Source organism: Pedobacter sp. GSP4 (genome assembly GCF_051857575.1).
In the GTDB taxonomy this organism is placed as follows: Bacteria; Bacteroidota; Bacteroidia; order Sphingobacteriales; family Sphingobacteriaceae; genus Pedobacter.
In genome coordinates, this window is record NZ_JBPZIR010000001.1 from 814866 (window position 1) to 838557 (window position 23692).

At 38.2% G+C, this 23692-nt stretch carries 20 protein-coding genes; 14 read left to right on the forward strand and 6 right to left on the reverse strand.

Annotated elements, in window-relative coordinates; translation table 11 throughout:
• The first annotated feature begins 72 nt into the window (after window positions 1–72).
• The 13 genes from ubiE to murI all read left to right on the forward strand — a co-directional run bounded on the left by ubiE (window position 73) and on the right by murI (window position 12289).
• Entirely contained in the window at window positions 73–804 is a 732-nt protein-coding gene (gene ubiE / locus ACS5PU_RS03310) for a bifunctional demethylmenaquinone methyltransferase/2-methoxy-6-polyprenyl-1,4-benzoquinol methylase UbiE (protein ID WP_439457842.1), read from the forward strand.
• Window positions 801–1598, forward strand: a complete 798-nt coding sequence (locus tag ACS5PU_RS03315) for an outer membrane beta-barrel protein (protein ID WP_439457843.1) — start codon at window positions 801–803, stop codon at window positions 1596–1598. The genes ubiE and ACS5PU_RS03315 overlap by 4 nt, the downstream gene beginning before the upstream one ends.
• Before the next feature lie 90 nt (window positions 1599–1688).
• Entirely contained in the window at window positions 1689–2447 is a 759-nt protein-coding gene (locus ACS5PU_RS03320) for an SDR family oxidoreductase (protein WP_439457844.1), read from the forward strand.
• A 225-nt stretch (window positions 2448–2672) separates the two neighbouring features.
• Window positions 2673–3119: a GatB/YqeY domain-containing protein gene (locus tag ACS5PU_RS03325; protein WP_439457845.1), complete on the forward strand. Its 447-nt coding sequence runs from the start codon at window positions 2673–2675 to the stop codon at window positions 3117–3119.
• A 254-nt stretch (window positions 3120–3373) separates the two neighbouring features.
• The gene (locus ACS5PU_RS03330) at window positions 3374–4138 is read left to right on the forward strand and encodes an alpha/beta fold hydrolase (protein WP_439457846.1); all 765 of its coding nucleotides are present in this window, start codon (window positions 3374–3376) and stop codon (window positions 4136–4138) included.
• Window positions 4138–4800 carry a CBS domain-containing protein gene (locus ACS5PU_RS03335; protein WP_439457847.1) on the forward strand — a complete coding sequence of 221 codons (663 nt, stop codon included), beginning with the start codon at window positions 4138–4140 and terminating at the stop codon, window positions 4798–4800. The genes ACS5PU_RS03330 and ACS5PU_RS03335 overlap by 1 nt, the downstream gene beginning before the upstream one ends.
• A 9-nt stretch (window positions 4801–4809) precedes the next feature.
• On the forward strand, window positions 4810–5691 hold the full coding sequence (locus tag ACS5PU_RS03340; protein ID WP_439457848.1) for an NAD kinase: 882 nt from the start codon (window positions 4810–4812) through the stop codon (window positions 5689–5691).
• Window positions 5692–5693: 2 nt separating this feature from the next.
• A complete protein-coding gene (locus tag ACS5PU_RS03345) occupies window positions 5694–6506 on the forward strand; it encodes a DUF6089 family protein (RefSeq protein WP_439457849.1) in 813 nt (270 codons plus the stop codon).
• A 19-nt stretch (window positions 6507–6525) separates the two neighbouring features.
• A complete protein-coding gene (locus ACS5PU_RS03350; RefSeq protein WP_439457850.1) occupies window positions 6526–7266 on the forward strand; it encodes an isoprenyl transferase in 741 nt (246 codons plus the stop codon).
• A gap of 150 nt (window positions 7267–7416) precedes the next feature.
• Window positions 7417–9960, forward strand: coding sequence for an outer membrane protein assembly factor BamA (gene bamA, locus ACS5PU_RS03355; RefSeq protein ID WP_439457851.1), 2544 nt, complete (start codon window positions 7417–7419; stop codon window positions 9958–9960).
• A gap of 101 nt (window positions 9961–10061) precedes the next feature.
• Window positions 10062–10592 (forward strand): OmpH family outer membrane protein, encoded by a 531-nt coding sequence (locus ACS5PU_RS03360; protein ID WP_439457852.1) that lies wholly within the window; start codon window positions 10062–10064, stop codon window positions 10590–10592.
• Window positions 10593–10655: 63 nt separating this feature from the next.
• The gene (locus ACS5PU_RS03365) at window positions 10656–11234 is read left to right on the forward strand and encodes an OmpH family outer membrane protein (protein ID WP_439457853.1); all 579 of its coding nucleotides are present in this window, start codon (window positions 10656–10658) and stop codon (window positions 11232–11234) included.
• 239 nt (window positions 11235–11473) lie between these two features.
• Window positions 11474–12289 (forward strand): glutamate racemase, encoded by an 816-nt coding sequence (gene murI / locus ACS5PU_RS03370; RefSeq protein WP_439457854.1) that lies wholly within the window; start codon window positions 11474–11476, stop codon window positions 12287–12289.
• Window positions 12290–12651: 362 nt separating this feature from the next.
• On the opposite strand, the gene ACS5PU_RS03375 is transcribed toward murI, so the two are convergent.
• The 5 genes from ACS5PU_RS03375 to ACS5PU_RS03395 form a co-directional block, all read right to left on the reverse strand.
• A complete protein-coding gene (locus tag ACS5PU_RS03375) occupies window positions 12652–13791 on the reverse strand; it encodes a cytochrome-c peroxidase (protein ID WP_439457855.1) in 1140 nt (379 codons plus the stop codon).
• 4 nt (window positions 13792–13795) lie between these two features.
• Complete coding sequence (locus tag ACS5PU_RS03380; RefSeq protein WP_439457856.1) at window positions 13796–15376, reverse strand: DUF6850 family outer membrane beta-barrel protein; 1581 nt, start codon at window positions 15374–15376, stop codon at window positions 13796–13798.
• A gap of 29 nt (window positions 15377–15405) precedes the next feature.
• The gene (locus tag ACS5PU_RS03385) at window positions 15406–16731 is read right to left on the reverse strand and encodes a DUF4876 domain-containing protein (protein WP_439457857.1); all 1326 of its coding nucleotides are present in this window, start codon (window positions 16729–16731) and stop codon (window positions 15406–15408) included.
• 2 nt (window positions 16732–16733) lie between these two features.
• Entirely contained in the window at window positions 16734–19505 is a 2772-nt protein-coding gene (locus tag ACS5PU_RS03390; protein ID WP_439457858.1) for a TonB-dependent receptor, read from the reverse strand.
• 275 nt (window positions 19506–19780) lie between these two features.
• Entirely contained in the window at window positions 19781–20368 is a 588-nt protein-coding gene (locus tag ACS5PU_RS03395) for a hypothetical protein (RefSeq protein ID WP_439457859.1), read from the reverse strand.
• Between the two features lie 198 nt (window positions 20369–20566).
• Between ACS5PU_RS03395 and ACS5PU_RS03400 the strand changes: the two genes are divergently transcribed.
• Window positions 20567–22468 carry an amidophosphoribosyltransferase gene (locus ACS5PU_RS03400; RefSeq protein ID WP_439457860.1) on the forward strand — a complete coding sequence of 634 codons (1902 nt, stop codon included), beginning with the start codon at window positions 20567–20569 and terminating at the stop codon, window positions 22466–22468.
• Between the two features lie 446 nt (window positions 22469–22914).
• On the opposite strand, the gene ACS5PU_RS03405 is transcribed toward ACS5PU_RS03400, so the two are convergent.
• The gene (locus ACS5PU_RS03405) at window positions 22915–23541 is read right to left on the reverse strand and encodes a LysE family translocator (protein WP_439457861.1); all 627 of its coding nucleotides are present in this window, start codon (window positions 23539–23541) and stop codon (window positions 22915–22917) included.
• Window positions 23542–23692: the final 151 nt, after the last annotated feature.

Below are 23692 nucleotides of genomic sequence, written 5' to 3' on the forward strand. Positions count from 1 at the left end.
TTAAAACGAATGCTAAACTGCAGACTCTAAACTCCCAACTGCAAACTCTTTTATATATCTTTGCCCCATATCATGAATCAGAATATCACTCCATACCAGGTAGAAGATGCCACTAAAAAAGAGCAGGTTGCTACCATGTTTAACAATATTTCGGGCACCTACGATTTTTTAAACCATTTTCTCTCGTTGGGTATCGATGTGCTTTGGCGAAAAAAAGCAATAAAAGAACTGGTTTCTATACATCCGCGTACCATGCTCGATGTGGCCACCGGAACAGGCGATTTTGCTTTCGAGGCCATTAAAAAGCTTCATCCCGAAAAAGTAATCGGTGTAGATATTTCTGAAGGCATGTTGGAGGTAGCCAAAAAGAAAATCAACGAGCGGAGCCTGAACGAAACCTTTACCGTGCAGGTAGGCGACTCGGAAGGTCTGCATTTTGAAGATAACACCTTCGATGCCATTACCTGTGCCTATGGCGTGCGTAATTTCGAAAACCTCGAAAAAGGATTAACCGATATGTACCGCGTGTTAAAACCAGATGGAAAAATGGTGGTGCTTGAATTTTCAAAGCCCAAAGTTTTTCCGGTAAAACAGCTGTACAGTTTTTATTTTAAACAGGTAACGCCTTTCTTTGGAAAACTGTTTTCTAAAGATCACCGTGCCTACACTTATCTGCCGGAATCGGTAGCTGCTTTTCCTGATGGCGAAGATTTTACTGCCTTGATGGAAAAAGTTGGTTTTAAAAGTACCAAACATAAAAGTTTAACGTTTGGAATAAGTTCGATATATACCGGAACTAAATGATTAAAAAATTAAGCCTCATCCTTTCACTCTCTGCTATTGCTGTAGCTGCCTCTGCTCAAAACTGGGGCGGTGGAATAGATGATGAGGACTGGAGTTTTGGTTTTAATTTTCAATATATTTCTGCTGAGTACAAAATCCTTAAAAAACAAAACTGGAGGTCGCCTTTTTACGAAGTGCCCGATGGCAATGGGGTTTCTTACGATCCGTCATCAGGTACCATGGTTACCAATTCTTTGAATGCCATTTCCAGCAAGCCATCGCAGGGTTTTGGACTGGGTTTTGTAATGAACCGGAACATTTCTGACAATTTCGATATCCGATCTACACCCTCGCTGATTTTTAGCGATAGAACGGTAAGCTATGAATATGAACCAACCGACCCAATTGACGTAGGTAACGGACAGACCAAGCACTTTCAAACTTTGGTTGATAAGAAAGTTCAGGCCACCATGTTCGAATTTCCACTGGGCATTAAAATTAAATCGAACCGGTTAAATAATTTCAGGGCCTATTGGCTGGGCGGGGCAAAGTATTCGATAGATATTGCATCGAAAAAGAAAACTTTTGATGAAGGGGAAACTGCCGTGAACAAGCTGCTCAAAAACGAACGGAGTTATTTCTCTTACGAAACCGGGATTGGTTTTGATATTTATTTCGAATATTTCAAAATGTCGCCCGAGCTAAAGCTATCCTATTCAACCAGCGATCTGCTCAAGCACGATAATACAGCCTATGCCAATCCGATTGATAAGTTGAAATTGCGTCAATTCACCTTCAGTTTGATTTTTCAGTAGTCCTTACAATCCAAAAAACTTACCTTTGCCTCAACAGGTAAATCCTAAGGTACTGTTCCAAGAGATTTACCAGGACTTAAATTCATAAATATGTCTAAAACCGCATTAATTACAGGTGCAACTTCTGGTATTGGCGAAGCTTGTGCGCATACCTTTGCCCAACAAGGTTATAATTTGGTGTTGTTGGCCCGCCGTGAAGATAGGTTGGCTAAAATAGCACATCATTTGGCAGATAAATATGGTATTGCAATTAAACAGGTTTTTGCCGATGTTAGAGATAAAGAAAGTTTAACTGCCGCTTTAAACGTTTTGCCTGAGGATTGGAAAAAAATCGATGTGTTGATCAACAATGCTGGCTTAAGCCAGGGCTTAGATCCGATTGATAAAGGAAATACTGATGATTGGGACACCATGATTGATACCAATGTAAAAGGACTGCTTTACGTAACCAAAATTGTTTCAAACTGGATGATCCCCAACCGTTCCGGGCATATCATCAACATCGGTTCTATAGCAGGTAAAGAAGTTTACCCGAACGGCAACGTATACTGTGCCAGTAAACACGCTGTTGATGCCCTGAGTAAGGGGATGCGCATTGATCTTCTTCCGCACGGGATTAAGGTTACCGAAATTAATCCGGGCATGGTAGAAACAGAATTTTCGGTGGTGCGCTTCAAAGGAGATGAAGACCGGGCAAAAAAAGTTTACGAAAACCTCGAACCCCTGATTGCCGATGATATAGCCGATGCAATATGGTATGTGGTAAGCAGGCCTAAGCACGTAAATATTAACGACATGCTGATTATGCCAACTGCACAGGCAACAGCAACAATTATAAACAGAGGTTAATTGTTTAAATTGTATAAACTGGTTAACTGTTTTGCGCTTGCCTTGAGTGAGGCGATTTGCGTTTAACATCGAGAAATTAAACAATATATTAATAGAACGATTAAAACATTAACCAGTTAACCATGCTTAGCTTTTAGCTAACAATTAACCAATTATACTTATCGAACAGTTAACCGATTTGTACAATTAACCAATTTAAACAGTTAACCGATTAACCCAAAAAAGATGATATCAACAACCATAGATCAAGAGATTAAAAAAGCCATGTTGGCTAAAAATAATGCACAGTTAAGAGGTTTAAGGGCTATAAAGGCTGCTTTGCTTTTGGCTAAAACAGAAAAAGGATCTTCAGAGGAAATTACAGAAGAAACCGAACTTAAAATTCTTCAGAAACTGATTAAGCAACGCCGCGAATCTGCTGATATTTATAAACAGCAAAACCGCGAAGATCTATATCAGGTAGAAGAAGAAGAAATTGAAGTGATTAACCAGTTTTTGCCAAAACAGTTGGATAGGGCAGAGGTTGCGGTAATTATCGAAGGCGTAATCAAACAATCTGGAGCCACATCGGTTAAAGATATGGGTAAGGTAATGGGATTGGCCAATAAAGAACTTGCCGGCAAAGCAGATGGGAAGTTAATTGCCGAAATAGTAAAAGAAAAATTAGCATAGGGAAATCAAAGCGGAAAGTATAGAGGCAAAGGCTGAAAGCTGAAAAACTAAAGTTGAAAGACTGAATCATGAAGCTTATTAAACGGCTATTGAGATCCTTATACTAGAGGCTTAAAGTACATGATACTCGTTTCTTGGTGCTCAAATTAGGTTTTTAGACCGTTTTCGATTTTATTTCAGAAAAATGGCAAAGAAATGCAAAAATTTAATTTTACTCTACTAACTTAGTAGCACAGTACCATCTTAAAATATATATGACATACCAGATAATAGAAGAAGACGGATTTAAATACATTGAAGCTGGACAAGGCGAGACACTGGTATTGCTGCACGGCCTGATGGGCGAATTGAGCAATTGGGAGCTGGTAATAGAACAGTTTAAAGATCGCTACCGTGTAATTATCCCTATTTTGCCAATTTACGATCTGCCGATTTTAACACTGGGTGTAAAAGCACTTTCGAGGTACCTGCACCGCTTTTTAAAGTTTAAAGGTTTAAATCAGGTAGTTCTTGTTGGTAATTCGTTAGGTGGGCATGTAGGACTTGTATTTACAGTGGCCCATCAAGAATTTGTGAAGGCACTGGTATTAACAGGAAGCTCAGGCTTATACGAAAATGCTTTTGGTGGTTCTTTTCCGCGCAGGGAGAGCTACGATTATATAAAGGAAAAAGTAGAATTTACATTTTACGATCCTGCAACAGCAACCAAAGAACTGGTTGATGATGTATTTAAAACCGTTAATGACCGCTCGAGGGTAATCAGGATCTTAACCATGGCAAAATCGGCAATCCGACACAACATGGCCAAAGAACTATCTAAAATTACCATTCCGGTTTCATTGATATGGGGAAAAAATGATAAAGTTACCCCTCCAGAAGTAGCAGAAGAGTTTCACGAGCTTTTGCCTAATTCTGAATTAAACTGGGTAGATAAATGTGGGCATGCACCCATGATGGAACATCCTGAAATATTTAACGCTTATTTAGAGAAATTTTTAGATAGAATATTGCTGAAATAATGTTTGCTGCAGAAATCATATCGAATGTTATACCAACCTTAAGGGCCGATGACACGGTGCAAAAAGCTTTAGATCGTATGAACGAATTTAAACTAAAGCATATGCCGGTGGTTAATGAAGCTGCTTTTTTGGGTATAGTTGCTGAAGATGATTTGTTGAACATACACAATCACGATACGCTTTTAAACGATGCATCGGTAAATATGCTGAATGTTTTTGTGCTCAGCGATGCACATACCTACGATGTAATCAGGCTGTTGAGCCAGCTAAAACTTACTGCAGTTCCGGTTTTAGACCAGCAGAAAAATTATGTTGGCCTAATTGCGATCAATAACATTGTTGATGCCGTTGCGCAGCAATATGCAGTAAACGAACCCGGCGGTATTATTGTTCTGGAAATCAGCAACCGTGATAATTCGCTGGCGCACATTGCGCAGATTGTAGAGGCCGATAATGCACAGATCCTTTCCTCTTACGTTAATTCTTTCGAAGATTCTACCCGTTTAGAGGTTACCCTAAAAGTAAATAAAACTGAAATTACTTCGTTAGTAGCTTCTTTCGAACGGTATGATTATCAGGTAAAAGAAGTATACAACAACACACAGATTGATGATGGATCGCAGGAGCGTTACGATTCTTTCATGAACTATTTAAATGTATAAACCTGTTTTATGAGGATTGCAATTTACGGCAGGGATTTTAATGATACAGTTTTGCCCTATGTGCAAGAGGTTTTTAATCACCTGGCCGATCATCATATCCAACCGGTTTTATATTCGAAATTTAAAACATCCCTACACGGCAAAATCAAGCTTCCGGCAAATACCGTTATTTTTCATAACCATAGCGAATTAAAAGAACATGCCGATGTATTGCTAAGTTTAGGGGGCGATGGTACGCTATTGGATACCTTATCCCTGATCCGCAATTCAGGCATCCCTGTAATCGGGATCAATTTTGGGAGGTTGGGCTTTTTGGCCAGTATCAACAAAAATGAAATCGGTTCGGCGCTTAATGCCCTGATCAATAAGGAATATACTTTGGATACCCGTTCGCTGCTTACCCTCGAATCGGATAACGGCCTGTTTGGTGAAGAAAACTTTGCATTGAATGATATTACCATCCACCGCAGGGACAATTCGGCCATGATGATTATCCATGCCTCTATGAATGATGAGTTTATCAATTCTTATTGGGCCGATGGATTAATTATAGCCACCCCAACCGGATCAACTGCTTATTCGTTAAGCTGCGGTGGACCAATTATTTACCCCGATTCGAAAAATTTTGTAGTTACCCCCATTGCACCGCATAACTTAAACGTGCGGCCGGTAGTGGTGCCCGATAGCAACAAACTTTCTTTTGAGGTAGAAGCAAGGGAATCGAAATTTTTGGTTTCTTGCGATAGCCGCACCGTAACCGTAGAGCGTTCGGTAAAAATTGCCATAAAAAAAGCCGATTTTTGTGTAAATCTTATCCGCCTTAACAATGAAACGTATTTAAACACGTTAAGGAATAAATTATTATGGGGCATTGATACCCGTAACTACTAAGTATGACGCCAAATAAACGCCTTTTAATTCTCCTCTTTTTTATCTTAAGCGGGCAGCTTGTCCGTGCACAACGTGCAATGATAGGCGAACCCTCATGGGAGCTTGGATTAATGGCGGGCGGTGCAGGTTACATGGGCGATCTTAATCTCAATAATCCCTTGCAGATCAGTGGCCTATCCGGTGGTGCGTACGTAAAGCGCAATTTTAACCAATACCTGGGCCTACGTTTAAATTATACGCTGGGGCAGGTAAAAGCCGATGATGCAAATTCAAGTAACGAACAGCTCCGCGAAAGGAACCTGCGTTTTAAAACTACCCTGAACGAATTTAGCGGAATAATAGATTTCAATTTTTTTAATTTCAACCTTGGCGGCGGAACCAGGCAGTTTACACCTTACCTGTTTGCAGGTGCAGGTTTGGTTATTTTTAAGCCAACTGTAAAAGTAGACGGGGAAAAATACAGGTTGGATAGGTTAGCTACCGAAGGACAGGAAAATGGCTATAAAAATGTGGTACTAACCATTCCATACGGTTTAGGTTTACGGTATAACTACAAAGATACCTGGAGCGTTTTTACCGAATTGGGTTACAGAACCCCCTCAACTGATTATATTGACGATGTAAGCGGAAGGTACCCAGTTAACCAGGTATTTAGGGGAAATGGCCAAAATCAGGTCAATTTATCCGATCCTTCCCTTAAACATATCGGACAGCCAGGGACCCAAAGAGGCGATTTTCGAAAAAGGGACACTTATCTATTTGTTAGTGTTGGCATATCTTTTACCTTTGTATCCTCAAAATGCTATTCCTTTTAAGCTGATTTTGATATAATTAATGGGATTTAAAGAACAAATAGACTATAGCCGCCTGCCAAAGCACATTGCCGTAATTATGGATGGCAATGGAAGATGGGCAAAGGGCCAGGGTAAAGTGCGGGTTTTCGGACATGAGCAGGGTGTACTTTCGGTAAAAGATATTGTAGAAGGCTGCGTAGAGGTGGGTATTGAGTACCTTACCCTGTATGCTTTTTCTACTGAAAACTGGAACAGGCCAAAAGAAGAGGTAGATGCATTGATGCAGATCCTGATTTCTACCATCAACAAAGAAACCGAAACACTTAATAAAAATAATATTAAGCTTAATGCCATCGGCAATATTGCATCTTTGCCACAAGAGTGCATAGATGATTTAAAAGAAGCCATGGCCAAAACTGCCCATAACGAGAAATGTACCTTAACACTTGCGCTGAGTTATAGTGCAAAATGGGAAATTATAGAAGCAGCCAAGAAAATTGCTGCGGCAGTAAAAGATAATGCCATTTCGTTGGATGATATAGGCGAGGACCTATTTTCGTCGAAACTGACAACAGTAAATATGCCCGATCCTGAGCTGATGATCAGAACCAGTGGCGAGCACCGGATAAGCAATTACCTGCTATGGCAAATGGCCTATACCGAGTTTTATTTTACTGATGTTTTATGGCCGGATTTCAGACGTGAAGATCTTTTTGAGGCTATTGTAGACTATCAAAAACGCGAACGCCGTTTTGGTAAAATTAGCGAACAATTAAACTAATTTTTCTTTTAACACTTTTTAACAAGCGTTTAAACTAACTTAGCACCACTTTTATACGATAAATGAAACCATAAGAAGGCAACACTTTAAAGAAATTTTTGCTTTAAAAACATTGTTGAACTTGTGGCCATTACTGAACAAATTATTTTAATGAAAAGAATATTTCAAGTTTTAATCCTACTAGTTTTAGCCGCTCCGGCCTTTGCTCAAGTACGTCCACAAGGTCAGGCACCGGCAACCCCTTCTTTAAAGGTTGGTGGCTTAGATCTCGATTATTTTAGTCCAAAAGAATATATCATTGGTGGTACCACAGTTATCGGAACGCAATATTTAGATAAAGAGGTTTTAATTACCTTATCTAAACTAACCAAGGGGGATAAGATTGTTCTTCCTGGCGAAGCTACATCTGATGCGATTAAAACGCTTTGGGCACAGGGCTTGTTCGATGATGTGAAGATCAATGTCGAAAAATTTGTTCAGGATTCGGTTTACTTCGAAATTGAAGTGGTTGAGCGCCCTCGTTTAAGTTCAATCGATTTAAAAGGGATCAGCAAATCGCAGAGAACTGCCATTCAGGAAAAACTAAACGATAAAACAGGTAAAATCGTAAACGATAACCTTTACAATACCACATCGGCCATTGTTAAAAAATACATGTTGGATAAAGGCTTTTTCTTTACCACCATCGATTATAAAACCCGTAAAGACCCAAATGCCGAAAACAGTGTGGTGTTAGAGGCAAATATCGATAAAGGAAGCCGTGTAAAGGTGCAGCATATCGACTTTACCGGTAATAAAGATTTCAGATCGGCCAAGCTCAGAAAATTCCTTAAAAACCCTAAGCAGTTTGCATGGTGGCGCTTTTGGGGTTCCGGTAAATTCTCGAAAGAGAAATACGAAGAGAACAAGGTGAAAATGATTGCCAAAATGCACGAAAAAGGATACCGTGATGCTGAGCTGTTAAAAGATACCATTTACCAATACAACAAGAAACGCGTAAATATCAGAATGGATCTTTACGAAGGTAAAAAATACTATTTCGGTAACATTACCTGGGCTGGTAATGCCATTTATCCCGACAGTATTCTGCAAAAAGTATTAACCATTGAAAAAGGTGATGTTTTTAGCGAAGAGAAATTAAATAAAAAATTAAACGGTGGTGGCGAAAACGGTGGCGACATTAACAGTATGTACACCGATAACGGATATTTAACATTCAACATCGATCCGGTACAGACTAAAATTTATGGCGATACGGTTGATGTGGAAATGCGCATGTACGAAGGACCACAGTATACCAACAACCGGATTACTTTAAAAGGTAACACCATTACCAATGATAAAGTTGTTTTACGGGAGATCCGTACCAAACCGGGACAGAAATTTAACAAAAGTGATCTGATCCGTACCATCCGTGAGATTGGTCAGTTGGGTAACTTTGACGAATCAAAAACGGTTCCAACCCCGCGCCCTAACCCGGCCGATGGTACTGTGGATATTGAGTATGCAGTAGAAGAAAAACCTTCCGATCAGATTGAGCTATCGGGTGGTTTTGGTGGTGGCCGTATTATCGGTACTTTAGGTTTAACCTTTAACAACTTCTCTTTACGTAACCTGTTTAATCTAAAAGCTTATAAACCATTACCAAAAGGTGATGGACAGAAATTAAGCTTACGTGGACAAACCAACGGTAAATATTACCAATCATACAGTTTCTCTTTCTCTCAACCTTGGTTTGGTGGCGAGAAACCGGTAAGTTTTGGTATCAGTGCATTTACTTCATTACAATCAAACGGATTGAGCTCGGATAATGCACAGTTTCAGAAAATCCGTTTAAATGGTGTTACCGTAAGTTTGGGCAGAAGGTTAAACTGGCCTGATAACTATTTCCAGTTAAGCCATGCGGTGAACTTGCAACAGTATATCTTAAATAATTATTCAGGTTATTTATTCAGCACTGGTACATCATATAACTTAAACTTATCACAAGAGATTAGCCGCGATTCAAGAGATTCGCCAATTTTCCCTAAATCAGGTTCGTATCTGCGTTTCACAATTCAGGCAACGCCGCCATATTCATTGTTTAACAAAGTAAACTATGCAACGGCTTCTGATAAACAGAAATACCGCTTTACCGAATACCACAAATGGAAATTCGATTCGCAATGGTACCAACGTGTTGCAGGTAACCTGGTTATTAAAGCTCAGGCACAGTTTGGTTTCTTAGGTCAGTACAACAAAGCCGTAGGCCAATCAGCATTCGAGCGTTTTAAACTGGGTGGTGATGGTATGCAGGGCTTCGATTTCTTACAGGGATCTGAGTTAATTGCCATGCGTGGTTATTCAAACAATACCGTTATCCCGGTAGGTTCTGATCCAAATATCGCGCAGCAATCTGGTAGCCCGATTTATACCAAATATGTATTAGAGGCACGTTACCCGGTTATTGCGAGCCAGCAGGCAACAGCGTTTGTTTTGGCTTTTGCTGAGGGCGGTAATACCTGGAACAGGTTTAACGATTTTAATCCGTTCAATATCAGAAGATCAGTTGGTGTGGGTGCCCGTATCTTCTTGCCGATATTTGGTTTATTGGGTATTGATTATGGTTATGGTTTTGATGCAATACCTGGCCTGCCAGATGCGAACAAAGGACAGTTCCACTTTAGTATCGCACAACAATTAGGTGGATTTTAATTGATAAAGAATAAAAAATTAACTAATTATGCAATAAATCATTGCAAGTTGAGTTTAAACAAAACTTAGGTTATTAACGATATCATTAAACACACACACAAATGAAAAAGTATCTTTTTATCGCATTCCTACTTTGCGCATCCTTTGGTGCCTTTGCACAAAAGTTTGCTTATGTAGACACCGAGTATATTTTGAAGCATTTGCCAGAATATAAATCGGCACTGAGCCAGTTGGAGGTAGCCTCTAAACAATGGCAACAGCAGGTTGATCAGAACTTTTCTGAAATAGACCGCATGTACAAAGCTTACCAGGCAGATCAGGTTTTGTTAACCGATGATATGCGCAAGCGCCGCGAGAACGAAATTATCGAAAAAGAAAAACAGGCCAAAGAATTTCAACGTGCCAAGTTTGGCCCAGATGGCGATCTTTTTCAGAGCAGGAGTAAATTAATTAAGCCGATACAGGATAAAGTTGCCGATGCCATTAAACAGATTGCAAAATCTAAGTATCTTGATTTTATCTTCGACAAGAGCAGCGAGGCAACTATGATGATTTATGCAAGCAGCAGTTACGATGTTAGTAATGATGTAATTGTAAAATTAGGTTACAAGCCGGGAACTGTAAATAATTAGTATATTCGGCCCTCGATTTTAAGGAAAAACAATTAGAAAAAATAAAAAAAGTAAAATAGAACGATGAGAAAGTTAATTAACGTATTCTTTGTAGCAGCAGGTTTATTGTTTACAGCGAATATGGCAAGTGCACAACAAAAATTAGGGCACATTAATTCTGAAGAGGTATTTGCAAATTTACCAGAGGCTAAAACGGCACAAACAACTTTAGAAACCTTGGGTAAACAAAAACAGGCTGATATTGATGCAATGATCAAAGAATATCAGACCAAATTGAAAAACGCACAGGAAAAAGAAAAAACTTTAAGCGAGGCAAACAAAGAAACTGTAGGTAAAGAATTACAGGTTGCTGGCCAGGAATTACAGGATTTAGAAAAACGTATCACTGATGCCCGTACCAAAGCTTCACAAGATATAGGTACTAAACAAGGTGAGTTATTCCAACCTATCCAAGCTAAAGTGGCAACTGCAATTTCTGCTGTAGCTAAAGAAAAAGGTTTGGCATATGTTTTCGACATTGCTAACGGACAAGGTGGCAACAATTTGGTTTTCTGGGAAGGTGGTGATGATATCACTGGCGCAGTTAAAACTAAATTAGGCATTACAGCAACTGCTGCAAAACCAGCTGCACCTAAAAAGTAGTCCAGAGTTGGGAGTCTAAAGTCTCCTATCCTGTTCAAAATACAAAGCGGAATTAAGTTTAACTTAGTTCCGCTTTTTTTTGCCTATTTTAAGGTTGGTAAGTTTTAAAGTTGCTGTTCAGGTTGTGGTAAAACAATTCAATGTTTCAACATCGTAACTTCCAAACTTTACAATTAACTTTACAACGTAAACGTCAATTAACCAGTTAACCGATTTAACCAATTAACCTTTAAATAAGTATGCAGGTATCCCCGATAGGTATTTTCGATTCAGGTTATGGCGGGCTTACCGTTTTTAGATCTATTGCCGACCGACTGCCACAGTACAATTATATCTATCTGGGCGATAATGCCCGCTCGCCCTACGGCGATCATTCTTTTGATACCATTTATAAATATACTTTAGAATGTGTGGAGTGGCTATTTGCAAAAGGCTGCCAGTTGGTTATCCTGGCCTGCAATACGGCCTCTGCAAAAGCACTCAGAACCATACAACAGCGCGATCTGCCGGCCAAATATCCTGATAGGAGGGTATTGGGCGTAATCAGGCCCACTGCCGAAGTTATAAATCAATACACCAGTACCAAACAGGTTGGCGTAATGGGTACCCGTGGCACGGTAAATTCCCAATCTTATCTGTTAGAAATCAATAAGTTTTTTCCTGATATCAAAGTTTTTCAGCAGAGCTGCCCAATGTGGGTGCCGCTTATCGAAAACAACGAACATTTACAATCAGGAGCCGATTTCTTTATCAACGAATATTGCAGTCAGCTGTTGGCACAATCTGATGCCATAGATTGTGTATTGTTGGCCTGCACGCATTACCCATTGTTAATGCCAAAACTAAAACAGGTATTTCCCGATCATATAAGTGTTTTGGCGCAAGGCGATATCGTAGCCGATAGTTTGGTTGATTATTTGGGAAGACATCCTGAAATCGAAGAAAAACTGGCTAAGCAAGGCGAAAGGCATTTCTATACCAGTGGCGATCCGGCAGCTTTTGATGAACATGCCTCGATATTTTTTGGAGAAGCGCTGAAATCGGGTAAGATGTAGTTCGATAGTTCATTTGTTCAATGGTCATTTGTTCATTGGTAACTGCAAACTGAATATGTTTAACAGAGGGAAAGGGTTAATCACTTGGATACTCCCAACTCCAAGCTCGCAACTCCCAACTCTTTTACTTGATTTGCCACTGCGCACGGTGGGAAGGTTTCATAGCCCTTAGATGTGTTCCCGCCCAGGGGATGAAGGTTGCATGAGCAATAGATTCGTTGCTCCCTGGGGGATGAAGCTTTCTACATTACTCATTCCATTTAAGCAACTAACTGACTAAAGATTATAGACTCGATACTAAGGACTGATAACTATAGTCTGTCAAGCAACTCAAAACTCCAGGCTCAGCACTCCAAACTCACTTACTGCGGTAACTTTTCAACCCTCACCAATACCGTTGGCGATGATAAAGCTTCTAAAAAGGCAACTACTGCATCCTTTTCGGCAATGCTCAGTTTTAAACCTTTTAACAACTTATCGTTTTTTGGTAATAAAGGATCATTTACCTGTTCAGGTTTAACACGCTGGTTCGGCATACCCACATTGTACATGTTCATTACGCCATCCATATCGGGGAAAAGGCCATTGTGGAACCATGGTGCAGTTTTCATCACATTTCTTAAACCAGGTGTTTTAAATTTACCCACGTCTTCGGCTTTCTTTGTTACATTGTACAGGCCAAGGTCTTCATATTTACGGCCATAATAGGTTAAACCATCGTTATGAAACTCGTTATCGGTAAAAAATGGCCCGTTGTGGCAATTAATGCAGCGTGCTTTGGTGCGGAACAGGTGCAGGCCCACCAATTGCTGATCGGTTAAGGCTTTTTTATCTTTCGCCAAAAAGCGGTCGAAAGGGGTTCTACGGCTCACAATGCTGCGCTGAAAAGTTGCCAGACTCTCGAAAACCCTTTTATTGGTAATTTCTCTCGAGCCAAATGCAGCGGTAAAGTAAGGCTGGTATCCCTTAATCTTGCTTAGTTTTTTAGGCAAAGCTTTCATATCCTGGTGCATTTCGTTGTGTGCCGCCACCGGACTACCGGCCTGCTCCTCCAAGCTGTTTGCCCGGCCATCCCAAAATAAGCGCTTGTAAAACCAAACATTCTCTAATGATGGCGCATTGCGGATATTGCTTAAATGATCATGCCCAATTGATACCTGGCGGCCATCTGTCCAATGTAAATCTGGTGCATGGCAGCTGGAGCACGAAATCTGGTTGGAGCCCGATAAACGTGGATCGAAGAATAAAATTTTACCCAGCTCTACCACTTGCTTTACCGAGTCGTTTTTTAAATCAACCGGAGAAGGAGGGAGTTCGCCAAGTTCCTGAAAAACCGCACCCTGATCTACCGTAGGTTTTGGCCATTGATCGGTAGGTTTTGAATATACTTTGCGCAGGCTATCTATACTCAGTTCATCATCATCATTAAAATCAGCCGATTGAAAAGAAAATAAGATTAATCCGGCGAGAACGATGGTAAGCGCAGCAAAAACTCTATTCATGGGATCAAAAATAAAGATTTAAGCTGATATTGGAAGAAAAACGGTCTTTGCCGGGAGTATTAAAGATCGTTCTTTGAAGATCCACATAATTTCCAACACGCTGTATATAATTTCCTGAAAGTTTAATGGAAGTCTGTATACCCTTATATGTTGGAAATGAATAATCTGCTGCAAGCCCAATTCCGTAGTTGTTCGAAGTATTGAATTGATAATCGGGGTATATTACATAGTTGTAAAATATATTTTCATTTTCAATTGGCGCAAAGAAACTGGACGCTGATTTTAAGCTATAACTCGCAGAAAGAGATGCTCCAAAGCTACGGTTTTTGCTAAATTGCTTATTTATTCCCCAGCCTGCATTAAAGTTTATTCTACTATAATCAATGTCAACTAAATAGTTCCCATCTTTTTTTATGTCTTCAGCATGTTGAATACCAAAATTTATATTATTAATTAATCCATTTTTGCCTTTCAAGGTATAAAACAGATTGAAGCCATAATTTTCTCTGTCATCAATGTAATTTATGCCTGCAAGTGCATTATCATAAGCTTCACCCTCATCATAATTATAGCTAACGGCCAAGTTAATTTGATCTTTTTCAGTATTTCTGTGCCAAATCAAATTTGCGCTGGTACTTTTAATATCATAGGTCATAAAAGCATTATATCCAATAGCATTAGTTAAATTTCTTTTAAAAAGCTGAGATTCCTTGCCTTTTTTTAAAGATAGAATGAGGTTATCTTTAGAACTAAGCATATATTTAGCGAAGAATTTGGCGTACTGTCTATCTTGGTTATTATCATATGACAGTAGGTTTTTCTGCTGAAACTGTTGGGCTCCGCTATAACCTGTCATTAAGTAATTAACATAATTGTCGGCAACAGTATTTTCAGTATAGGTGCTGTTTTTATACCCAACTTTTATTTGTTCCCTTCCATATCCGTACTGATAACCAACACCAACCAATAGCGACTTAGTTATCTCGTATCCAATAGATGGATTTAGGTTTAACTGGAAATCCCTAACATCGCTCCTTGGATCATTATTGCTAAAATGGTTTCCTATCCTGTAATCTAAACCTAAGGCTAGAGGTAAATTATTACCTATCATTGATCTGCTTACTGCTGCATTGATTTTGTAAACGGAGCGTTCATAATGATTGTTCTTTATTGAGCCAAAATAATATGGAGAGCTATTGCTAAATCTTGATTGATGTGACCAACGGGTACTATCTTCGGTACTTTTTAAATAGTTGAAAGCCCCATAAAGATGAAACCTTTCTAAAGTTGTTTTACCTTCACTAAATAATGATATGGATTCAATTTTAGAAGCACCTTGTACGGGAATATAGTGACCTTTATCCAAATCATATCTTATAGTTAGGTTATTATATTTATTAGGCATCATTTTTCCCATAAATATTGGGTTCTCTTTCGAAAATTGGTATAGTTGAGTTAATGCTGAGTCGATTGAGTAGCTTTTGCTCAATAATGATTGATCACTGGCAACATCCTTTTTTGTTTGTGAAAAAAGATTGGACATTGAAGTGATCGTTAATATTGATATAAGGATGAGTTTTCTCATGTAATTTAATGGTACGTTGTTGGTATATGTTATTTGAAAGCTCTGGGTAAAGCGATGTCTAAAAAGTCGAAATCTTCTGTAGAGTTATTCGTATCTTTTAATATTACCCTCCCATTTTCTATTTTTTCTGTTTTACGGATAACAGACTGGGATGTGTAAGCTCCTTTAGGAACAAATGCAAACCCAGCATCAAGATCAGCACCGAGTTTTTTAGGTAATCTGGATGAAGCTACGTTAGGCTGTATTTCCATTGCATCGATGATATATTTCGACGGGATTTGATAATACTTACGCGCTGTTGATGACGGTGTAGTTTTACTAGGCTCATTATACATTGGCCAGTTTTTTACATTTTGTGTCCCATCCACTTTAAAAATAGCAATACCAGTTCTTCCTGTATTATCCAAAATCATATCAGTACCAGTGTATGAAAGCACTTCAACATTTGGGACCAAAGGATTGTCGATATCGGAATCGAGTGGTCGGGGTACGAAAGAGCCATAATAGGCTTCAAAGTCTGCTTTACTTAAATCTACTGTCAATTCTGGATTGCGAACAGAAATAGTTACACCATCAGTGCCTGTAAATGGAGATTTATGATTTAATGCCGTTTGAGCTAATACAATACTCTCCCCAGGCTTAACGGGATAGGCTTTGCCATTTCCAGGGATCATACATAGTGTTTTTGCATAAATAAAATCAGTATTTGGATCCCCATTAGTTGTAATCATATTTAAAGATTTAGACCAATCATATTGCCCGTTAGTTTGTAGATTATATGTTGTATTGGTAGTGCTTTGTCTTCCCCAGATTTCGGTTATGTATAAACTGTCGGCATACATAACCTCATTTGTATTGTTATAAATTTCTATAAACTGATCTCTATACAAGGCACCCAAAGTTCTGTCCGAACCTGCATAATACACCTGTTTAACCAGCCAATTGCCAATGTTACCAGCTTTTAGATTTAGGGTCAGCTCAGCAGTATTATCTTTATTTACCAACTTGTTTTTTTCTGCTGCATTAAAAATTACCGGCTTTGTTGTAATTATACCTGTGATTGCAGTATAGTCAGCTGCAGATACAGTATAACTCACATCTACATCGTATCGCCCCGCTGGTAAATCATTGAAAGTACCTAAGCCTTTATTATTTGTAATAAGAGATCGATACCTGCCAGAAATTAGGCTTTTGATTCTAATTGTAATATTTTCGACCGGAAATGTGTAACCACTATTTGCTAAATCGAAAGTGACTTTTACATTTAAATCAGTTGGTAAAACATTTGGTTGATTGTCTTTTTTGCAGGCAATCATCAACCCAATGATTATAATTAGTGCAATTTTTTTCATCATGATTAAAGTTTTAAAGATAACTCAATACCGAATGTTGGGGATCCATTTGGAGATACGACAGTAATGGTACCTGGCCTTTGATATCTAGGTTGGTAATTCAGGAAATTATAAGCATTGAAAGCAAATTTAAAGCGCTTTTTAATTTCCTTTGCCAAACTTAAATGGTAATTGGAATATATTCTATATTGATTATCAGATATAAGCTCATTTTCTGGTATGAATAAATGACCATACACAGTATTTTTTGGATCTGGGTTTGTTATTTCAACATAACGTATATCTCTTGTGTAATAGGCAATAGGAACACCGTCGTTGTCGTTGTAAATGGTTTTATTTAAGAAACTAAATTCGGCTGTTAGTTGTATAATCAAACTAATAGCTGGGATGTGAGTTGATGATGTGATTCTTCCTGAGCTAAAATAGGTGGTTTTTTTACGGGGAGCATAAAGACCCGTAATTGGATAATCAGGTGATGTAGTGTCTTCCGCAGTAGGAGCTACCGCTCTCGGAGCTGTTTCGCGATAATCCGATCTGAACAATCCACCGCTAACGCTAAAAGAAGTCGAAATAGCATCAAATTTTGGCGTATTTAAGATAATGTCAAAACCTTGATTATTGGATCTTAAATCATTATTAAATTCATTATGGGCTAGTAAAAATCTCTTTTCTCCAGATACTGTTAGTGTAGGTTTATTTCCAGGCACAAATACTGCTGTATACTGAGGAAGAGTAACAATTTCTCTTTCTACAACTGTATTATAACCCTGTGTATTGAGTTTATGAAATAATGAAAAAGATAATTGATAGTCCTTTATTTTGTATAATCCGGAGAGCTCAAAAGTCTGTCCTTTAGATGACTTTAATTTGCTGCCATCAGGATCATATCTTCGTACATAATAAATACTGGCGCTTTCATTTGCGTTTCCATTATAAGCATTAATTAAAGGTACATCAACAAATGTTGGCCCTGGATATCTCTGACCTAATCCCGGTGATTTTACGGAAAGACCATAGGCAAAACCAAGTCTAAAGTCTTCAGTCAATTGGTAGTTAATATTTGTCCGGGGCGACAAGGTTACAAGGCCATTTTGTCCATCCAATCGTAATCCCCCTCTAAAATTTAAATCGCGGCCATTAACTTTTATTGAAAATACATCTTCAGCATATAAACCGAAATCTTTTTGAGCATAGGCCAGCGAAAAATCATAATATCTTTCAGAAGGTCCACTTGATAGGTTATTGCCTGTAGTGTTATATCCTGGTCTTGACCTTGCGGGATCTGAGAGCCTACCTAAGCCTTTGTTCGCTGCATAAGAAAAATTCGCGCCAAAATTTAAGTAATGAGTAAGACTACCGGTTTTATACTCTGAGTTAAAATCAATTTGAGCAGATGCTGTAATAGGTCGTCCATCAACATCGCTGATTGCAGTATAGATTCCCTTATCATAAATTCCGCTAACTAATCCTGTTTCTGTTGCATTATTGTATAAAATGTATGGGCTGTTTACAAATTGTTCTGTATAACTACGCTGGTGAGAAGCTCCATATCTCAAATTCAATCCAATATTTTTAAGAAAGCTGCCACTCAATCGGTAATTGGTACGATTACTTACACTCATGTTCCAACTATTAAAATTTACAATTCTGCTAGTTGGATCATCATCATCTTTTTTTATTCCATCTAAGTTTCTTCCGTAATCAAATGTTAAAGTGTTTTTTATTCTTTTATCACGACCGAAACTGTTGGTCCACATGGCGTTTGTATTAATTCGTTTATATGCTTTTATTTTATCTCTATTATCAGCATAGGAATTAACATAATTTATACCCACATTGAAACTTCCTAATTTTGGACTAATTACATAACCTTTTGAGAAATTATAAGAGGTAGCATTATCTCGAACTTGCATACGTATATAAGCAGGAGATTTTCCAGCTTGTCTTTCTATAATAACGGCGCCATCAGAAAGGTCACCATATTTGACTGAAGGAACACCTGCTATAACCTCAATGCTTTCAATATTATCTGCTGGTATCTGTCTTAAATCGGTTCCCCCATATGCAAAATCACCAGTGTAAGAACTTGTAGATGTAGTACCTGTCAATCCATAATCATTACTGCTAATACTTGTTGAGCCTAATCCTCTTAAGCCCGGGTTATAACCCTGCATATTGGCATTATTACTAATATTATTACCATCAAGAATAATAGCAACACCGAAAGAATTATTTAATGCGAAAGGATTTGCTGCGGTACTTGGTTCAAATGCTGAACGGAGTGTTAAATTTTGAACATTTTGTAATGATGGTGCAGTAATTTTCCTGTTCGGAATCTGATTTAACAAATCGTTTACACTCAATGCCGGTGTTTGTTCGATTAGATCTCGGGTAATAATCAGCGATGAGTTGGTAGAACCCGAATAATTCCTTTTGGCATTAATCTCGATGTTTTCTAAGCTTAAATCCAAAACCTTTAAGCTTATGTTGCCAATATTGGTTTCTCCGGCTTTAACGGTTACCGTTCGGCTTAACTTCTGGTAACCGATGTACGAAAACTCGAGGGTTAAGATGTTGTTCGTTTCCGATCCATTAACCCTGAATGTGCCATACTTATCGGTAATGGCATACTGGTTGGTTTCTACAATTTTGATATTGACAAGCTCCAAAGGCTTATTCTGCGGGTCGACCACTTTTCCGGTAACCACATTCTTGATCTGTGCCAATGCTGTGAAACAAATCAGGAAAAAAAATAGGGATGTGTAAAGTTTCTTCAATTTAGACTAAATCTTAATAATGATGCAAAAGTGTGAATTTTACACTTACTATGCAAGTTATTTAGAAATGTTCTAATTAATAATATGTGATTTTGAATAAGGGAGACAAAATCAGATTACTTTTAGCTTTGGTAATATCGTGCAGAAATAATTTTTCAACCCCCAAGCTCTGAGAATTGCTATTTTATATAAAATATTAAATATAATTGAAAATATCCATCATTAATAGGCCGTTTCTTTTGGCCTATTAATGATGGATTTTTAGTGAGTAAAAATTAATAACGATTTGTTTCCACTATCCAACCAATTGGATCTACTCCTATAGCAGATCTAAGAGAATGTATACGATTTTCAAATTGTTCATCACCATTTAATTTAAAAGAACCCATGTCCGCTCCAAACCATACTGTGCTACCTTTTGAAACATTTATACGGCCTGAAGTTAATACCCAAGCAACTTCATTTAAGGAAATTAAACCAAAATCTGCATATTCGTTGGAGTCATCAACAATGTTAGGCGCCTGCACTTGCATATCACCAGATTGAATGGATTCATAAGAACTAAATTCGAAGACTGGTCCTCTACCAGGAAGATTAGCTGTTGCATTATTGTTCACTAATAATGTTGAGTTTTCTTTTGAATTGTAATAAGCGGTTATCTTATTATCATCAAGATTTTGTCTGTCTAACTGTTTTAGACCAATTTCATTATTTTTTACCAATTCGTATCCAAATTTTTCTGGGGCTTTGACAATTTCTTCAGGGCTGGGTTTCTCTTTAAATTCATTGTCTTTTTTACATGAATAAAAGCAACCAATGATAATGATTGCGATAAGGGCTGTTAATCTAAAGTTTCTTTTCATAGTTTTTAGGTTTTTATAAATTAATATCTGAATTGCAATTATAACTAGTATTGTAGTTAATAGCAAATTATTTTGAATAATTCTAAATAGCGGGTTTAGTTATATGGTTTCAAATTAACCCCCTTGTGACAAAAGAAAGCATTTTTGTTTAGGTAGTAATGTTTTAAAAGGATAACTTTGCGGCTTCAAACCCACACAATGAGTGATCAGATAAAACACGAATGCGGAATCGCTTTTATTCGCCTGTTAAAACCACTTTCTTACTACCAGCAAAAGTACGGTACAGCACTTTACGGCCTTAACAAATTATACCTTTTAATGGAAAAACAGCATAACCGGGGCCAGGATGGCGCAGGTATTGCCACCATTAAACTGGATATGAAACCGGGCAGTAGGTACATTAGCCGATACCGGAGCATGGCATCTAATGCGGTAGCTGATATTTTCGAATATGTACAGAACAAATTTGTCGATATCCAAGAAAACACTCCTGAACTAATGCAGGATACAGAATGGCTCAAAAACAACGTAAGCTTTATCGGCGAGGTGTTAATGGGCCATTTGCGTTATGGTACACATGGTAAAAACAGTATTGAAAACTGCCACCCTTTTTTAAGGCAGAACAACTGGATGACCCGTAACCTCGTTATTGCCGGTAACTTTAACATGACCAATGTTGATGAATTATTAGAGCAATTGTACGAATTAGGTCAGCACCCGAAAGAAAAAGCAGATACCGTAACGGTACTGGAAAAAATCGGCCACTTTTTGGACGATGAAAACCAGGAGCTTTTCGATCAGTATAAAAAAGAAGGGCACGACAACGTTGCAATTACCCACAAAATATCTGATAATTTAGATATTGCAAATATTCTTCGCCGCTCGGCCAAAACATGGGATGGAGGTTATTCTATCTGTGGTATGGTGGGTAATGGCGATTCGTTCATCATGCGCGATCCAGCGGGTATCCGTCCGGCTTATTACTATTACGATGATGAGATTGTTGTAGCTGCTTCTGAACGACCAGCTTTGCAAACTGCATTTAATATCCAATTCAAAGATGTTAAAGAGATCGATCCAGGTCATGCTTTAATCATAAAGAAAAACGGTGAGGTAAGCATGGAGCAGTTCCGGGAGCCTACCGAAAGGTTATCTTGCTCGTTCGAGCGCATCTATTTCTCAAAAGGAAGTGATGTAGAAATTTACCGCGAACGTAAACAGCTTGGCCGTTTATTGAGCGATAAAATTTTGAAGGCCGTAAATTACGACTTGAAAAATACAGTATTCTCGTTCATACCCAATACTGCTGAAGTAGCCTTTTTTGGTATGGTTGATGGTGTGCAGCGTTATGTACGTAACCACCAGAAAGAAACCCTTTTACATAAAAAAGAGCAATTAAGCGATGAGCAATTGGATGAATTGTTATCCCTTGCACCAAGAGTAGAAAAACTGGCGGTAAAAGATGTAAAACTGAGAACTTTTATTACCCAGGATGCTGACCGCAGTGAAATGGTAGCTCACGTTTATGATACCACTTATGGTATTATCAACAACCACCAAGATACTTTAGTGGCTTTGGATGATTCGATTGTTCGTGGTACAACATTGAAACAGAGTATCATCAAAATTGTAGACCGCTTACATCCGAAGAAAATCATTATAGTTTCTTCTGCACCTCAAATCCGTTACCCTGATTGTTATGGTATTGATATGAGCCGTATGGGACAGTTTGTGGCTTTTGATGCAGCTATCCAATTGTTAACCGAACGTGGCATGTGGCAGGTAATTGAAGATGTTTATACGAAATGTAAGGCATCGTTACTTTTACCTAAAGAGGAAATTGTAAATCATGTTAAGGAGATTTATAAACCATTTACACCAGAAGAAATTTCGGCTAAAATTGCACAGATTATTACCCCTAAAGGTACTGTTGCAGAGGTTGAGGTAATTTATCAAAGTTTAGAGAACCTGCATGAGGCTTGTCCGAAAAATAAAGGCGACTGGTATTTTTCAGGTAACTATCCAACACCGGGTGGTAACAAGGTGGTAAATAAGGCCTTTGTTAACTGGAAAGAAGGAAACAACCAAAGGGCTTACTAGCACTTCAAAATCTCCTGATGGAGACTTAAAATAACGAATAGCTCATATCGCTGATATGGGCTATTTTTTTTGGTAACAGGCCAATTAGCCACTGAGGACATCGCGTTTTCACAGCTTAAAAGAGTAATCTTTCATACTGTAAGTATTATTAAAGCTTTAAGGTAATAGATAGCATATCTACATAATGCTAACCATTAAGTCGCAAAGGCACAAAGTAGATTTCGAACAATTGCTGCTGTCGTATTGAGTTTACATTACTGCTTTTTCGCATCTAAACCTGACATACGCGGAAAGCCCGCAGCCCGGTTTTTCACCGGGTGAGGACTTGTAGCATTGGCAGGACTAACGCTTAATAGTAACACTGACATTGCTTTTCAAAAAATAATATTAACCACTAAGGCACAAACGACACCAGGCAGTATGAATATGCCAGGGCTGTTAATTTTTTATGCGTAAAATTTCAGGTAGGTTTTGATAATGAGCCAGAAGGCAAAAAAGATGATTACAACCCCTGCAATTTTATTTAGCTTTTTAAGGGCATCTTCTTTAATCTTATAGCGGAGTTTACTTGAATAAAAGCTCTTTGCACCATCAATGCTCAACTGGGTGGCCATGGCAATGAAGAAACACACTAGTTTTTCGTTTAGCATATTATTCAGTTTCACCGAAATAATACCGCTCACAATAATCCAGAACATTAGGGTTGAAGGTGTGAGGATGCACATTAAAAAACCTTTGATTACATAACCACGCTTGCTTACCTTTTGCAAGGTTGTATTATCGTAATGCACGGTAATTTTAGAAACCAGGTAATAAATACCAACAGCAAGCAGAAATACACCGCCAATACTGCCTACATATTTATCAAACTCTGCTTTGTAATCGAAAAACTGACTGCCAAAAAGAACGAGGGCAATTAGAATAATATCACTGATAATAACCCCAACAGCTAAAGAAAAACCAGCTTTAAAGCCTCTTTCTATGCTGGTTTTGATCATTGCAAAAAATACCGGCCCTGTTAAAAACGACGAAATAATCCCTGCACCTATACCTAATAAAATGGCTTCAAACATGCGTTTTTGTATTTACGATTTGCGAATATGCAATTTATAGTTAAACAAATAAGAATAAATTGATCTATTTTTTTAACACCATAATTGTTATTTTTTTATAATTACTTTTTATAAAACACCAATCACCAAGCTAATTTGATCAAAATAAATG